This window comes from Herbidospora mongoliensis (assembly GCF_001570545.1).
Taxonomy (GTDB): Bacteria; Actinomycetota; Actinomycetes; order Streptosporangiales; family Streptosporangiaceae; genus Herbidospora; species Herbidospora mongoliensis.
Window position 1 is genome coordinate 399092 of the sequence record NZ_BBXD01000008.1, and the last position, 13315, is coordinate 412406.

Here is a 13315-nt window from a genome sequence, read left to right on the forward strand (position 1 = left end):
CAGGGTCATCTTCCTCGGGTGGTCACAAGGATGCCGTCGTCGTCGCTGTAAATCGTCGCACCCGGATGGAAAAGGGCTCCGCCGATGACGACGGCGACGTCCCGCGTACCGAGACCGTGCTTGTTGCTCTTACGGGGGTTGCTGCCGAGGGCCTTGATACCGAGGTCGACGGCGGCCAGCGCCACCACGTCCCGGACGGCGCCGTTGATCACGACACCCGCCCAGCCGTTGGCGGCGGCCGTGCCCGCGATCACGTCGCCCATCAGGGCGGCTTCCAGGGAGCCTGCGCCGTCCACGACCAGGACCCGGCCGTCGCCGGGTTCTTCGAGGATCGACTTGAGCAGCACGTTGTCCTCGTGGCAGCGGACGGTGGTGATGAGACCGTGGAAGGCGCGGCGGGAGCCGTACTGACGGAACTGGAGGCTGCACGACTGCAGGGCGTCGCCGTGCTCGTCGTAGAGGTCGGCGGTGGACATGCGCTCGATCTTCGCCGCACCATGGTCCGCTTAAGAGCGCGGCACGCCGTTACCGATGGTGATCGGCTGGTCACTATGGTGTCGGGGTGAGGTTCTATGTACGGGCTCTCGTGGCCCTCGCTGCCGGATGCGCTCTGGCGTTGAGCGCGCCCCCGGCCTGGGCCGACCCCGAGCCGTCGGGTCTGTCCCGGCTTCTGGGGGCCGACCTCGGCACGGTGGTCGGGCTGGTGCCGAGCCTGCTGTGCGGGAACCGGCTGATCAATTACAACTCGCCGGTCGACAACTCGCCGACGACCTGCGTGAACGGCGCCATCGCGAGCGGCAACTCGGTCGACAGCGGCAACTACGCCAACAGGGGAAACCCGGTGAACAGCGGGAACTTCTCCAACGCCAACGGGTCGAACAGCAGCAACAACTCGGCCAACAGCGGCAATCTCGCCAACGGCCGGCAGCGGACTCTGATCGGGGAGCGGGCCAAATGATGATCATCGCGGCGTTGGCCCTTGCTCCGATCATGGTGGCCGGGGTCGGGCCCGGAGGCGATTCGGCCGCCATCATCAGCGTCAACAAGAGCGGTGACGTCTCCCACACCGGGAACAGCTACGACAGCGGGAACTATCGCAACCTCTCGAACGCCAAGAACAGCGGGAACTTCTCCAACGCCAACGGTTCGGTCAACAGCGTGAACTCCTCCGTCAGCTCCAACGACGCCAACGGCAGTCAGAAGATCGTCGTCATCGGGGGGAAGCGCAAGCACTGAGGGGACTGCTGGTCGGTCGCATCTCGTACACGAAATGCGGCAGCCGGTCCGATTTCAGGTCGGCGAGGGGTTCGACAACGCTGAAAGGCCGCTCGGCACTCGCCTCGGTCGGGGTTCGGAGGGTGCGGTCGGCTTCAAGGGCAGCCGGGGCTATAGGGAGCCGGGCTATAGGGAGACCGGTAGCGAGGTCAGGCGGTAGGTGCCCGGGTCGGGGGCGCGGAGGGTCGCCGGGTCGGCGGTCAGTTTCGGGTCACGGTTGAAGAGTTCGGTCAGGGCGACCTGGGTGGTGACCCGCGCGATCGACGCGCCGATGCAGAAGTGCGGGCCGTGGGAGAAGCCGAGGTGCGGGGCGCGTTCGCGGGTGATGTCGAGTTCCTCCGGGGCGTCGAACACCCTCGGGTCGCGGTTGGCGCCGACGATCGCGCAGGTCACCGCTGTTCCGGCGGGTAGCTCGGCGCCGCACAGGTCCATGTCCTCCCGCGCGTAGCGGGGGATCGACAGCATCGTCGGGCCGCAGAAGCGCATCAGCTCCTCGACCGCGCGAGGCATCAGTTCCGGCTGCTCACGGAGCAGGGCCAGCTGCGACGGGTGCGTCAGCAGGGCCACGACCGCGTTGGCGATCAGGTTCGTGGGGGTCTGACCGGCCATGACCAGATGCCACACCATGGTCACGAGTTCCTCGTCGGTCAGTTCCGAGGCGACCAGGTCGGTCAGCAGGTCGTCGCCCGGTTCCGTGCGCCGCCGTGCCACCGCCGCCTTCGCCCCGGCGATGATGCCCGGGACCGCCGCCGCGAAGTCGCCTCCACCACCGCCGGCCACGGTCGCGCCGTAAGCGCGCCACGTGTCCCGGTCTTCCTCTGGCACGCCGACCAGCGCGCAGATGACGTCCATCGGCAGTGGGCGGGTGAAAGCGGGGATCAGATCGGTCTCGCCATCGATGGAGTCGAGGAGGTCGCCGACGATCTCGGTGATCCGGGCGCGGAGCGCCTCGGCCCGGCGCGGGGTGAAGGCGGGCGCGGCGGCTTTGCGCAGGCGGGCGTGTTCGGCGCCGTTCATCTCGGACATGGTCCGCATGTAGGGAAGACAGTCGCCCGGTACGTCGGGACGCATGAAACTCTCCGACCGGATCTCCAGCCGAGGGTCGCTCAGCGCCGCACGGCTGTCGTCGTAGCCGGTGACCACCACCCAGTCGGCCATGCCGGGTATCCGGAGGCGGCCGAGTGGGCCTGACTCTCTGGCCTGGCCGTACACACCGAACGGGTCGCCCATCGTGGCGGCCAGGTCGATCTCGTACATCAGTCCTCCGGATGTTTTTAGCATTCAAATGATGAGAACATCTGGATGGTGACGCTATCCTGGGCCGAGTCGATCCGGCAAGGCGGAGGCGAAATGGCTCGGCTGTCCCGTGCGGAGCATCAGCGGCTCACCCGCGAGAGGGTGCTCGCCGCCGCTCGTGAGGAATTCCTGCTGTACGGCTTCCGCGACGCGAAGATCGACACGATCGCCGAGCGGGCCGAGCTCACCCGGGGGGCGGTCTACTCCAACTTCCCCGGCAAACGCGCCCTCTACTTCGCCGCCCTGGCCGCCGAACGCCCCGCCGTCACCGGCCCCCCGGCGACCACCCGCGCCGAGGCCCTCCACGGGTTCGCGCGCGCCTGGCTGGCCGGCGTCCCGATCAGCTCCGACCCCTGGCTGGGCCGCGACCTGCTGCCCGAGGTCATGGCCGACGAATACACCCGCAGCCCGTTCAGCCGGCTCGTGAAACTGAGCGCGATCCTGCTCGGCCTGACCCTGGAACGCCTCGAACCGGGCGTGGGCCGGCAGGTGCGCATCGCCGAACAGGCGCTCATGATCCTGAACGGCGCCGGCCAGTTCAGCGCCCACGCCGACCTGTTCGACGTGATCCGGGCCTGCGAACACCTGGCCACCCTCGACCTCAACGACTCCTGGCCCCCGCCCCACCTGGCGTTCGCGGCGAAGGTGTCGCCGGCCGACGAACCGGCCGGCGACCTGCCCGACGGCGTCGTGGTCACGCTCGCGCCGAACCGGCTGCCAGCGGTGGAGGAAGCGATCAGGGCCACGTCCGACGACGTGACCCTGATCGTGGCGGCGGGTGACGAACTGGCGCTGCTGGCCCAACTCGTCATCGGCGACACCCTGAACTGCCTGGAGCCGCTCCAGGCGGCACCGCCGTTGAGGGTGGTCTACGGGCCGCAGGGCGTGGACACGACGGAGACGGCCGTCCGGGTGACGGACGGCCGCATCGTGGCCAGAGCCGAGGGTTTCGGCGCCTGCCACGCCGTCGCATCCCATCCGGTACGCCCACTGCCCTAACCGCTAGCAGCGGCCGCCCGGAGGTCGACGGCCCACCCACCCGGGGGTCAGGGCCAGGTTCCCTTGTACGACTGACGTTTTCGCATCGACCGTCCACGACCTGCGAAGAACGACGGCGGATGCCACCTGTGCGCGTTCTTTTCCTCTGAGCCGATCTCCCACGGTCCACGACCTGCGAAGAACGGCGGCGGATGCGACCCCACCCACCCGGGGCCGGACCAGGTTCTCCGGTCCGACCGACATTTGTCCGCGTGCTGTCCGCGCCATGTGGATAGCGGCTGCGGACGCCGGGTGTGAGGGCCTCCCGCCCTGGGTGGGGCCAGGTTTCCGGGTGCGACCGACAATTTTCGCCGCGTCGTGCACACCCTGTGGAAAACCTCGCTCAGGTTCAGCTTTGGGTGGCCTCCTGCTTCCGCCGGGACAGCAGCCGACGAACCAGGGGAGCGGCCAGGATCAATACTGACAACCCCAGCAGGACAGCCGCGATAGGGCTGGTGACCAGCACCGTCGCATCTCCGGCCCCGATCGCCAGCGCCCGCCGGAGCTGGATCTCGGCCATCGGGCCCAGGATCAACCCGATCACCGCAGGAGCCAGGGGAAGCCCGAAGCGCCGCATCGCGAAGCCGATCAACCCCAGGATGTACAGCACCACCAGATCCACCCACGACGCGTTCAGCGCATAAACGCCCAGCGCCGCGAACAGCAGGATGCCCGCGTACAGATACGGCCGGGGAATGTGCAGCACCTTCGCCCACAGCGGGGCCAGCGGCAGGTTCAGGACCAGCAGCATCGCGTTCCCCACGAACAGAGACGCGATCATGCCCCACACAAGAGCCGGGTTGTGGTCGAAGAGCTGAGGGCCGGGCTGGAGCCCGTACTGCTGGAAGGCCGCGAGCAGGATCGCCGCCGTCGCCGAGGTCGGCAGGCCCAGGGTCAGCAACGGAACCAGGGTCCCGGCGGCGGAGGCGTTGTTGGCCGCCTCAGGCCCGGCGACCCCCTCGATCGCGCCCTCGCCGAACTCATGCCCCTTGGCCAGGCGCTTCTCGATCGAGTACGACAGGAACGTCGGAATCTCGGCCCCACCGCCGGGCAGCGCCCCGAAGGGGAAACCCAGCCCCGTCCCCCGAAGCCACGGCTTCCACGACCGGGCCCAATCTGACCGCCCCATGAACGCCCGCCCCACCGGGATCACCTCGGGCGTGCCGTGGCGGAGACGGGAGGCGACGTACAGGACCTCACCGAGAGCGAACAGGCCGACAGCCACCACCACGACGTCGATGCCGTCGAGCAGCTGCGGGATGCCCAGGGTCAGCCGGGCCTGACCGGTCTGCTGGTCGATGCCGATCAGGCCGATGACCAGGCCGATCCCCAGCGAGGCCAGACCCCGGACCACTGACCGCGACAGCACCGACGACACCGCGGTGAAGGCCAGGATCGCGAGCGCGAAGTAGTCCTCAGGCCCGAACGAGATCGCGAACTCGACCACGAGAGGCGCGGCGACGACCAGGAGGCCGGTCGCGATCGTACCGGCGACGAAAGAACCGATGGCCGCTGTGGCCAGCGCCTGGGCGGCGCGGCCCCGGCGGGCCATCTTGTTGCCTTCAAGAGCCGTGATCATGGACGAGCTCTCACCCGGCGTGTTCAGCAGGATCGACGTGGTCGAACCGCCGTACATGCCGCCGTAGTAGATCCCGGCGAACATGATGAACGCGCTGGCGGGAGGCACGTTGAAGGTGATCGGCAGCAGCAGTGCCACGGTCATGGCGGGGCCGATGCCGGGGAGGACGCCCACGAGGGTGCCGAGGGTGACGCCGATGAGGGCGTACAGGAGATTGATGGGGGTGAGCGCGGTCGCGAAACCGTCGAGGAGGAGCTGAACCGAGTCCACGTCAGATCAGCCCTTCCAGCGGCCCGCCGGGCAGCGTGACGCCGAGGCCCTTCACGAAGGCCAGGTAGGACGCCACGGCCAGCACGATCGCCAGCACGCCTGCTCGGAGCCGGTTCTCGGCCCCGAGCACCCACGACACCCCGAAGAACAGCAGCGCGCCCGCGATGATCCAGCCCAGGAAGTCGACGGACACGGCGAAGGCCAGGAAGATCACGCTGATCAGGACGACCGACTTCTTGTCGGAGGTCGCGGACGGGTCGACGTCCTCGCTCTCCTCCGGGTCGCCCTGGCCGCCGCGCAGCACGTCGATCACGTAGAACACGCCGGTCGCGATCATGGCGGAGCCGACGATGATCGGGAAGAACCGCGGTCCCAGCCCGAGCGTCGAGGCCGCCGCCGTCACGTCGGCGGTGCCGACGATGACGAACACGCCGAGGGCGAGCACGGCCCCCGCGAGCAGCAGTTCCGGGTTCTTCCACTTCATCAGGACACGAGCCCCATCTCGGCGATGATGCCCTTCACCCGGGTCGACTCGTTGGTCAGGTAGTCGGCGAACGGCTGGCCGGTCTGGAACACGTCGATCCAGCCGTTCTTGGCCACCGCGTCCTTCCACGCCGCCGAGTCGTGCATCTTGGTCACCAGGTCGGTGAGCGACTGCTTGGCGGCGTCGTCGAGCCCGCCCGGAGCGACGAAACCGCGCCAGTTGGCCAGTTCGACGTCGAGCCCGCCTTCCTTCAGCGTCGGCGCGTCGATGCTGTCCAGACGATCGGGGGACGAGACGCCCAGCGCGCGCAGCTTGCCCGACTTCACGTGCTCGGCGAACTCGCCGATGCCGGAGATGCCGATGGCGACCTTGCCGCCGAGCAGCGAGTTCAGCGCCTCACCGCCACCGGAGTGGGCGATGTAGTTGACCAGCTTGGGGTCGACCCCGGAGGCCTTGGCCATCAGCCCGGCCAGGATGTGGTCGGTGCCACCGGCCGAGCCGCCGGCCACGGCGACCTTGGCCGGATCGGTCTTCCACGCGGCGGCGAGGTCCTGGAGGTTCTGGAAGGGCGAGTTGGCGGGAACGACGACGATCTCGTACTCCTCGGTCAGCTTGGCGATCGGCGTCGTCTCCGCCAGCGTGACCTGGGACTTGTTCTGCTCGATGGCGCCCACCATGACCAGGCCCATCGTCATGAGCAGGTTGCCGTTGCCCTTCTCCCCGACGAGCTGGGTGAGCCCGATCGTGCCACCGGCGCCGGGCACGTTGTAGACCTCGACCTTGAGGTTCGGGTCGGCCGACTTGAAGGCCTGTTCGGCGGTACGAGAGGTCGTGTCCCACCCGCCACCGGGCGCGGCCGGCGCCATGATCTTGATAGCCGAGGTCCCACCGCCGGACGACGGCGCCCCGCATGCCGTGACGGCGGCCAGCAGGGCCGCCGCCAATATCAGAGTTCGTCGCATCGTCGACTCCCACAGTGGATATTTGAACGTGGTGAGGATGCTGAGTGACGGCGCACGATACGTCGATCCTTTATGTGATTGACGTCATATAGGTCGTATTGGTCATGCGCCGCGAGACGGGTCGGCTCCTATAGTGAACGCGTGAAACGGCTGCTCAACGCCTCCTTGGGCACCCAGCTCTTCGTCCTCCAGATGGTGATCGTGCTCCTGACGGTCGCCTGCACCGCGACCGTCTGGGTGAGCCACACCCGCCGCCAGCTCGACGAGCAGTACGAGCAGCGGGCCCTCGCCATCGCCGAGTCGGTCGCCGGCCTGCCCGGGGTCAGAGAGGCCTTCGACGACCCCCACCCCGAGGCGACGCTGCAGCCGATCGCCCTGAGCGTCCAACGCGCGACCGGCGCCGACTACGTCGTCATCGCCAACCGCGACGAGATCCGCTACGCCCACCCGAACGTCGCCCTGATAGGGCAGAAACTCTCGACCGACGGCACCGAGGTGATGAAGACGGGCGAGGAGTGGACCGGCGTCCAGACCGGCACCCTCGGCACCTCGGTCCGCGGCAAAGCCCCGATCTTCGGCGTGAACGGCGACGTCATCGGCCTGGCCAGCGTCGGAATACTGGAACAGACGGTCGCGGCCGAACTCGCCGACGCCCTCCCGCCCCTCATCTGGACGGTGTTCGGCGTCCTGGTCCTGGGGTCCGCGGCGGCGGCCTTCATCACGCGCCGCGTCCGGCGGCAGACCTTCGGGCTCGAACCGAAGGAGATCGCGGGCCTGCTCGAACAGCGCGAAGGCGTGCTGCACGGGGTGAAGGAGGGAGTCGTCGCCCTCGACCTCGACGGGCGGATGACGTTGATCAACGACGCGGCGCAGGAGCTTCTCGGGGACGTGGGCGGATCCCTCGACGAACTGCCGAACGACCGGTTGAAGGACGTCCTGGCAGGTGACGACGTGGGCGACGATCGGATCGTGCTGCGCCACGGCCGCACCCTGGTGCTGAACCGGACCCCCGTCGAGGTCCGGGGGCAGCATCGGGGCTGGGTGGTGACACTGCGGGACCGTACCGAGCTGATCCGCCTCTCCCATCAGCTGGACGAGGCCAGCAACACCACCGACATGCTGCGCGCCCAGGCCCACGAGTTCGCGAACCGGATGCACACCGTGGTCGGATTGCTGGAGCTGGGCGAGGAGGACCTGGCGGTCCGCTACATCACCGAATCGGCGGGCGGTCAGTACGCGACCGACATCCGCGAACAGGTGAAAGACCCGACACTGGCGGCCTTGCTGCTGGCCAAGTCGGCCCAGGCGGCGGAACGCGGCGCCGCTCTGCGCCTGGCCGACGACGCGTGCGTGGACGAAGGAACGCTCGGCGACCCGCACGACGCCGTTCTCGTGGTCGGGAACCTGGTCGCCAACGCTCTCGACGCTCTGGAGGACGAGGGCGGGACGGTCGAGGTCTGCGTCCGGACAGATCTTGAGGGTCTGCACGTCAGGGTCAGCGACGACGGCCCCGGCGTGGCGGCAGACCTGGCCGAAGAGGTGTTCCGGGAGGGCTTCACCACCAAGGCGGCCCAGTCGGGACCTCGGGGGCTGGGGCTGGCGTTGACGAGGCAGGCATGCCTACGTCGCGGTGGCTGGGTAAAGGTGCACAACGAGCGCGGCGCCGTCTTCACCGCGCTGCTGCCGAGGCGGTCAGGATGATCAGAGTTCTCGTCGTCGACGACGACTACATGGTGGCCAGAATCCACGTGGGCTACGTGGGACGGGTACCCGGCTTCACCGTCGTCGGCACGGCCCACGGCGGCCGTGCGGCCCTGACGTCCGTGGAGGAACTGCGGCCCGACCTCGTGCTGCTCGACGTCTACATGGCGGACATGTCCGGCCTCGACGTCCTCCATCACCTGCGAGGCCTGGCCCATCCGGTCGACGTCCTGATGATCACAGCCGCCAACGACATGTCCACCGTCCGGGCGGCGTTGCGCGCCGGCGTGGTCAACTACCTGGTCAAACCCTTCACCGCAGCCGAACTGACCGACCGCCTCGACCAGTACGCCCAAACCCGCCGCCGCCTGGCCGGAGCAGGCCCAGCCGGCCAGGAGGAGATAGACCGCCTCCTGGGCGGGACGACCCGCACAGTCCTGCCGAAGGGCCTGTCGACCACGACCTGCGCCCTGGTCGCAGAGGCCCTGCGTACCAACGGCGGCGACCTGTCGGCAGCCGAGACAGCCGCGGCGACGGGCCTGTCCCGGGTCAGCGCCCGCCGGTACCTGGAGTACCTGTGCGCCACCGGCCAGGTCGAACTCCGCGCCAGATACGGCACAGCGGGCCGCCCGGAACACCGCTACCGCTGGACGTCCTGAGCCGACCACCTAGCAGTTGTGGGATCCCACTCACCGGGGTCGGACCCACCGAGCACAGGCGTGATGAACGCCTCGGCGGCAGCCTCGGCCTCGGACATCGATCGACATCCGCGCAGGCCGGAGACGTCCAATCCGTCGGCCAGGGCATCGCTATTCCAGCGGATAGCGGAACGACCTCGGGAACACTCGTCGGATGGCGACCGGTGACGAAGTCCACGGCCACCGAATCGAGTCTCCGGGTTCCCAGTGTCACGTCGAAAGATTGCTTCGCACCGCCGATCTCATCCGCATGCTCGGAATAGCTGGTCGGGATGAACTCAAAGAAGTCACCCAGGTCCATCCGGGCGGCCGCTAGTAGTGCTTCGCGCGCCTCCCCAGTGTCTTTGGCGGACGGAAACTGGAGGTCGATGTCTCGGCTCAGCCGGGCGGCGGCTGGATAGCGCAGCAGCAGCGCTTGGCCTCCCTTGATCAGCCAGCCTTGCGGATCATGGTGGAAAACGCGGGCGGCCAGGCGGCTGAAGTAGAAACTGCGGAACACCATCGTGATATTGAGGCTGTTCTGTTTGGCGTGCGCGGTGATCCTGCTTTTGATCGCCTTTTCGAAGTCGCGCGGGCCGGCGTAAGGCTGACTCAATGTCCATCCTCTGGGGGGCGTTCTTCAAGAAGCCTTCTTATCGCACCGAGCCCGCCCGACTCATAGGTTTTGGCAATGAGGTCGAGAGCGCGTTTGGTGGCCTCTCGCTCAATACGCGAAAGTTCGGTTTCGGTTGATTCCAGGAGGTATGTCAGGAATTCCTGGCCCGACGCCGAACGGGGGAGCCCGTAAGCCCTGGCGAAAGGGGCGATCCCGGCCTCCAGGCGTTCCCGATCGGCCAGACCCAGCCGGAGCGCGTCCGCGACCACTCCACCGACGTGTCCGCCGTCGACCCGCGCGGTCAGCAGGTCGGCCACGGTTCGTTCGGCCGTCGTGACCGGAAGCCCGTCGACGAAGGTCACGTCCGATGCTTCGATGGCGGCCTGGTGGAAACGCACCCCCGGTTCGCGGGTGGTCCGCCGGGTGGGGACCGTGATCTCCACCGTCGAAGTCGGGATGTCGCCGAGCCGGTGGAGTTCGCATGCGGACCCGTGAGAGACGACGCCCCCGTAGGTTTCCGGTCGGTGTCGCTCCCAAGCGACCCGGGCCGGATCAAGCCTGAGCCAGGCCAGTTTGATCTCCAGATGCTCGGGCACCGGCGCGCCCCCGACCAGGTAGACCCCATGACCGACGCTCTCGATGAGACCTGTTCCGGCGAGGCGCGTGAGGTCGACGGAGCTCAGCCCCGCGAGTTTGGCCTGGGTCGTGGTCACCAGACCCCACTGGTCGGTCGCTCGGGCGCTCACCGCTCGCAGCGCCGGATGACGCTTCATGCAGCAAATGCTACATCTAGTGTGTAGCGTTCGCTGCAGCCGACCCTCGGTAATAAATCGGTTTATGGCAGTAGGCCTGATTTGCTACCGTCGCTCTGCCAGCGAAGCCGATCAACGGGAGGGGACATCATGCGGTACGCCGCCGTGCCCTTCCGCGCATTCCAGGTGATTCGCGTGTCTTCCGGCGCCCGGCTTCGGCTGCGCGCCCGATTCCGGTTGCCCGCCTTCTCGTAGAAGGCTTCATCGCGCCGTCCTTTCCAGGATTCACCTCGCGAAAGCGCAACGGCCATGACTCTCCGCAACATCGGCATTCTCGCCCATGTCGACGCCGGCAAGACCACCGTCACCGAACGCATCCTGTTCGCCACCGGGACCACGTACAAACAAGGCGAAGTTCACCACGGCACCACCGTCACGGATTTCGACTCACAGGAACGCGACCGCGGCATCACGATCTTCGCGGCCGCGGTGACCTGCCACTGGCAGGGCACCCAGATCAACCTGATCGACACCCCCGGGCACGTCGACTTCTCCGACGAGGTCGAACGCTCGCTGCGGGTGCTCGACGGCGCGGTCGCGGTGTTCGACGCGGTGGCGGGGGTGGAACCGCAGAGCGAATCCGTCTGGCGGCGGGCCGACAAGTACAACGTCCCGAGGATCGTCTTCGTCAACAAGATGGACCGGCCCGGCGCCGACCTCGACGCGACCGTCGAGGCGATCCGGCGGAGGCTCCATCCGAGGCCGCTCGTGCTGGACGCCCCTGACCTGGTCGAACAGGTCGCGGAACTCCATCCGGACGTCCTGGACGAATACCCCGACGTCTCGCCTGAGACGCTGCGCAAAGCACTGCGCGAGCTGACGGCGAGAAACGAGGCGGTCGTGGTGCTGAGCGGGTCGGCCTACCGCAACCAGGGTATCGAGGCGCTGCTCGACGCCGTGGTGGCCTACCTACCGGAGCCTCGCGTCGAACCGCGGCCCTTCGCGGGGCTGGTGTTCAAGGTGGCGGAGCGGACCGCGTTCCTGCGCGTCTACTCCGGCACGCTGCGCAAGGGCGACACCGTCCTCGACACGACGACGGGGAAGACCGAGCGCGTGTCCAGGATTCTGCGCGTCCAGGCCGACCGGCACACCGACCTCGACCGTGCGGAGGCCGGTGACATCGTGGCGATCCTCGGCCCCAAGGCCGTCCGGACCGGCGCGACGCTGACCGATCCGGCCGCGCCGCTCGTGCTGGAACCGCCGTCCACGACGGAGCCGGTCGTCTCGGTCGCGGTCGAGGCCGCGACCCGCGCCGAGCACCAGCGGCTCGTCTCCGCGCTGGTCCGCATGGCCGCGGAAGATCCTTCCATTCGTGTACGAACTGACCCGGAGACCGGCCAGACCATCCTGTCCGGCCTGGGAGAACTCCACCTGGAGGTGGCCGTGGAGAAGATCCGCCGCGACCGCGGCCTCGCCGTCCGCGTCGGCGCCCCGCAAGTGGCCCTACGCGAAACGGTGGTCACGGGCGTGACCGGTGTGCTCTACCGCCACGTCAAACAGGACGGCGGCGCGGGCCAGTACGCCCACGTCGTCATCGACGTCGAACCGTGCGACAAGCCGTTCGCCTTCGCGAGCACGGTCGTCGGCGGCCGGGTGCCGAAGGAGTACGTCAAAGCGGTCGAACAGGGCTGCCGCGACGCACTGACCGACGGGCCGCTCGGCGGGCATCCCGTCATGGGCCTGCGGGTCACGCTGACCGACGGCGCCACCCACGTGAAGGACTCCTCGGAGATGGCCTTCCGCACCGCCGGCCGCCTCGCCCTGCGCGAGGCCCTGCGGCAGTGCGCGATGGCCGTCCTCGAACCCGTCACCGAGGTCACGGTGACGGTGCCCGACGATCTGGCGGGCGGGGTGCTGGGCGACCTGGCCGCACGCAAGGGCCAGGTCTCCGGGACCGAAGCGCGTCCGGGCACGGTGGTCATCACCGCGACGGTGCCACTGGCCGAGGTCTTCGGGTACGCCACCCGGCTGCGCAGCCGTACCCAGGGAAGAGGGGCCTTCACGACCCGTCCGGCCGGGTACGCGGTAGCAGGAAGATAGCGCTGATCAGCAGCATCACCGCCAGCACCGGCGCGAACGGCCTGGCCGCGACCAGCAGCCAGGCCGTCAGGGCCGCTCCCACCACGAGCGCCCCGATCTGCCGGAGGGCCGCCGTGAAGGTGTCCCTCCGGCCGGTCGCCAGGTCGCGGAGTGAGGTGGTCAGCACCCCCGTCATGTACGTCGTGTCCGGCTCCAGCCCCAGCATCATGGCGCTCTGACCGCCCATCGCGATCCCGGCCAGCGCCAGCAGGACCAGCCTTCCGGACAGATCGGGATGGGTCCCCGTCCCGATCCACCCGATGGCCACGACGACGAGCAACACCAGTTCGGCGATCAGCCCGAAGGTGCGCCTGTCCCGGAAGGTCACCACCCAGGCGTAAGCGCCGGCGCCGAACCCGCCCACCGCCGTCAACGCGGCGGTGAGCTGCCCGGACGCCGCCGTCACCACGTTGCCGGTGATGATGCCGGCGAAGGCTCCGCCGAGTTCCTTGAAGGTCAAGAGGTCGACCGCGCCGGCGCAGCAGGCCAGCGCGGTCGTCCCCCACATGATCCGCATAGGGGAGGA

Annotated in this window: 14 protein-coding genes; 6 read left to right on the forward strand and 8 right to left on the reverse strand. The window is 68.5% G+C overall.

The annotated features are described in order from the left end of the window. Positions 1–5: 5 nt before the first annotated feature. Positions 6–476 (reverse strand): ribonuclease E activity regulator RraA, encoded by a 471-nt coding sequence (gene rraA / locus AW272_RS02090; protein WP_066360501.1) that lies wholly within the window; start codon positions 474–476, stop codon positions 6–8. Between the two features lie 86 nt (positions 477–562). Between rraA and AW272_RS02095 the strand changes: the two genes are divergently transcribed. Then, positions 563–958 (forward strand): hypothetical protein, encoded by a 396-nt coding sequence (locus AW272_RS02095; RefSeq protein WP_174551782.1) that lies wholly within the window; start codon positions 563–565, stop codon positions 956–958. Further along, a complete protein-coding gene (locus tag AW272_RS02100) occupies positions 955–1236 on the forward strand; it encodes a hypothetical protein (RefSeq protein ID WP_066360503.1) in 282 nt (93 codons plus the stop codon). The genes AW272_RS02095 and AW272_RS02100 overlap by 4 nt, the downstream gene beginning before the upstream one ends. Before the next feature lie 165 nt (positions 1237–1401). Here AW272_RS02100 and AW272_RS02105 read toward each other — a convergent pair whose 3' ends face one another. Continuing rightward, positions 1402–2532, reverse strand: a complete 1131-nt coding sequence (locus AW272_RS02105; protein WP_066360507.1) for a cytochrome P450 family protein — start codon at positions 2530–2532, stop codon at positions 1402–1404. Between the two features lie 93 nt (positions 2533–2625). Between AW272_RS02105 and AW272_RS02110 the strand changes: the two genes are divergently transcribed. Continuing rightward, positions 2626–3570, forward strand: a complete 945-nt coding sequence (locus tag AW272_RS02110) for a TetR/AcrR family transcriptional regulator (protein WP_066360509.1) — start codon at positions 2626–2628, stop codon at positions 3568–3570. Between the two features lie 388 nt (positions 3571–3958). Here the strand turns inward: AW272_RS02110 and AW272_RS02115 are convergent, their stop codons facing one another. The 3 genes from AW272_RS02115 to AW272_RS02125 are packed head-to-tail and all read right to left on the reverse strand — an operon-like array spanning position 3959 to position 6904. Continuing rightward, the gene (locus tag AW272_RS02115; RefSeq protein WP_066360511.1) at positions 3959–5458 is read right to left on the reverse strand and encodes a tripartite tricarboxylate transporter permease; all 1500 of its coding nucleotides are present in this window, start codon (positions 5456–5458) and stop codon (positions 3959–3961) included. A gap of 1 nt (position 5459) precedes the next feature. Next, a complete protein-coding gene (locus AW272_RS02120; RefSeq protein WP_066360513.1) occupies positions 5460–5942 on the reverse strand; it encodes a tripartite tricarboxylate transporter TctB family protein in 483 nt (160 codons plus the stop codon). Beyond that, positions 5942–6904 (reverse strand): Bug family tripartite tricarboxylate transporter substrate binding protein, encoded by a 963-nt coding sequence (locus AW272_RS02125; protein ID WP_066360514.1) that lies wholly within the window; start codon positions 6902–6904, stop codon positions 5942–5944. The genes AW272_RS02120 and AW272_RS02125 overlap by 1 nt, the downstream gene beginning before the upstream one ends. Positions 6905–7045: 141 nt before the next feature. Between AW272_RS02125 and AW272_RS02130 the strand changes: the two genes are divergently transcribed. Further along, on the forward strand, positions 7046–8605 hold the full coding sequence (locus tag AW272_RS02130; protein WP_245657158.1) for an ATP-binding protein: 1560 nt from the start codon (positions 7046–7048) through the stop codon (positions 8603–8605). Beyond that, positions 8602–9264, forward strand: a complete 663-nt coding sequence (locus tag AW272_RS02135) for a response regulator (RefSeq protein WP_066360517.1) — start codon at positions 8602–8604, stop codon at positions 9262–9264. The genes AW272_RS02130 and AW272_RS02135 overlap by 4 nt, the downstream gene beginning before the upstream one ends. Here the strand turns inward: AW272_RS02135 and AW272_RS45900 are convergent. Beyond that, positions 9155–9805 carry a nucleotidyl transferase AbiEii/AbiGii toxin family protein gene (locus tag AW272_RS45900; RefSeq protein ID WP_369408713.1) on the reverse strand — a complete coding sequence of 217 codons (651 nt, stop codon included), beginning with the start codon at positions 9803–9805 and terminating at the stop codon, positions 9155–9157. The genes AW272_RS02135 and AW272_RS45900 overlap by 110 nt on opposite strands. Positions 9806–9894: 89 nt before the next feature. Beyond that, entirely contained in the window at positions 9895–10671 is a 777-nt protein-coding gene (locus AW272_RS02140; RefSeq protein WP_157518179.1) for a type IV toxin-antitoxin system AbiEi family antitoxin domain-containing protein, read from the reverse strand. Between the two features lie 288 nt (positions 10672–10959). On the opposite strand from AW272_RS02140, the gene AW272_RS02145 reads away from it, so the two are divergent. Next, positions 10960–12750, forward strand: coding sequence for an elongation factor G (locus tag AW272_RS02145; protein WP_066360521.1), 1791 nt, complete (start codon positions 10960–10962; stop codon positions 12748–12750). Here the strand turns inward: AW272_RS02145 and AW272_RS02150 are convergent. Continuing rightward, complete coding sequence (locus AW272_RS02150; RefSeq protein WP_066360525.1) at positions 12710–13306, reverse strand: YoaK family protein; 597 nt, start codon at positions 13304–13306, stop codon at positions 12710–12712. The two genes, AW272_RS02145 and AW272_RS02150, sit on opposite strands and share 41 nt — an antisense overlap. Between the last annotated feature and the right edge of the window lie 9 nt (positions 13307–13315).

Excerpts from the sequence above, each read along its gene's own strand:
- rraA (WP_066360501.1), bottom strand. The coding sequence starts at position 476 with ATGTCCACCGCCGACCTCTACGACGAGCACGGCGACGCCCTGCAGTCG.
- AW272_RS02100 (WP_066360503.1), top strand. The coding sequence starts at position 955 with ATGATGATCATCGCGGCGTTGGCCCTTGCTCCGATCATGGTGGCCGGG.
- AW272_RS02105 (WP_066360507.1), bottom strand. The coding sequence starts at position 2,532 with ATGTACGAGATCGACCTGGCCGCCACGATGGGCGACCCGTTCGGTGTG.
- AW272_RS02110 (WP_066360509.1), top strand. The coding sequence starts at position 2,626 with ATGGCTCGGCTGTCCCGTGCGGAGCATCAGCGGCTCACCCGCGAGAGG.
- AW272_RS02120 (WP_066360513.1), bottom strand. The coding sequence starts at position 5,942 with ATGAAGTGGAAGAACCCGGAACTGCTGCTCGCGGGGGCCGTGCTCGCC.
- AW272_RS02125 (WP_066360514.1), bottom strand. The coding sequence starts at position 6,904 with ATGCGACGAACTCTGATATTGGCGGCGGCCCTGCTGGCCGCCGTCACG.
- AW272_RS02135 (WP_066360517.1), top strand. The coding sequence starts at position 8,602 with ATGATCAGAGTTCTCGTCGTCGACGACGACTACATGGTGGCCAGAATC.
- AW272_RS45900 (WP_369408713.1), bottom strand. The coding sequence starts at position 9,805 with ATGGTGTTCCGCAGTTTCTACTTCAGCCGCCTGGCCGCCCGCGTTTTC.
- AW272_RS02140 (WP_157518179.1), bottom strand. The coding sequence starts at position 10,671 with ATGAAGCGTCATCCGGCGCTGCGAGCGGTGAGCGCCCGAGCGACCGAC.
- AW272_RS02145 (WP_066360521.1), top strand. The coding sequence starts at position 10,960 with ATGACTCTCCGCAACATCGGCATTCTCGCCCATGTCGACGCCGGCAAG.
- AW272_RS02150 (WP_066360525.1), bottom strand. The coding sequence starts at position 13,306 with ATGCGGATCATGTGGGGGACGACCGCGCTGGCCTGCTGCGCCGGCGCG.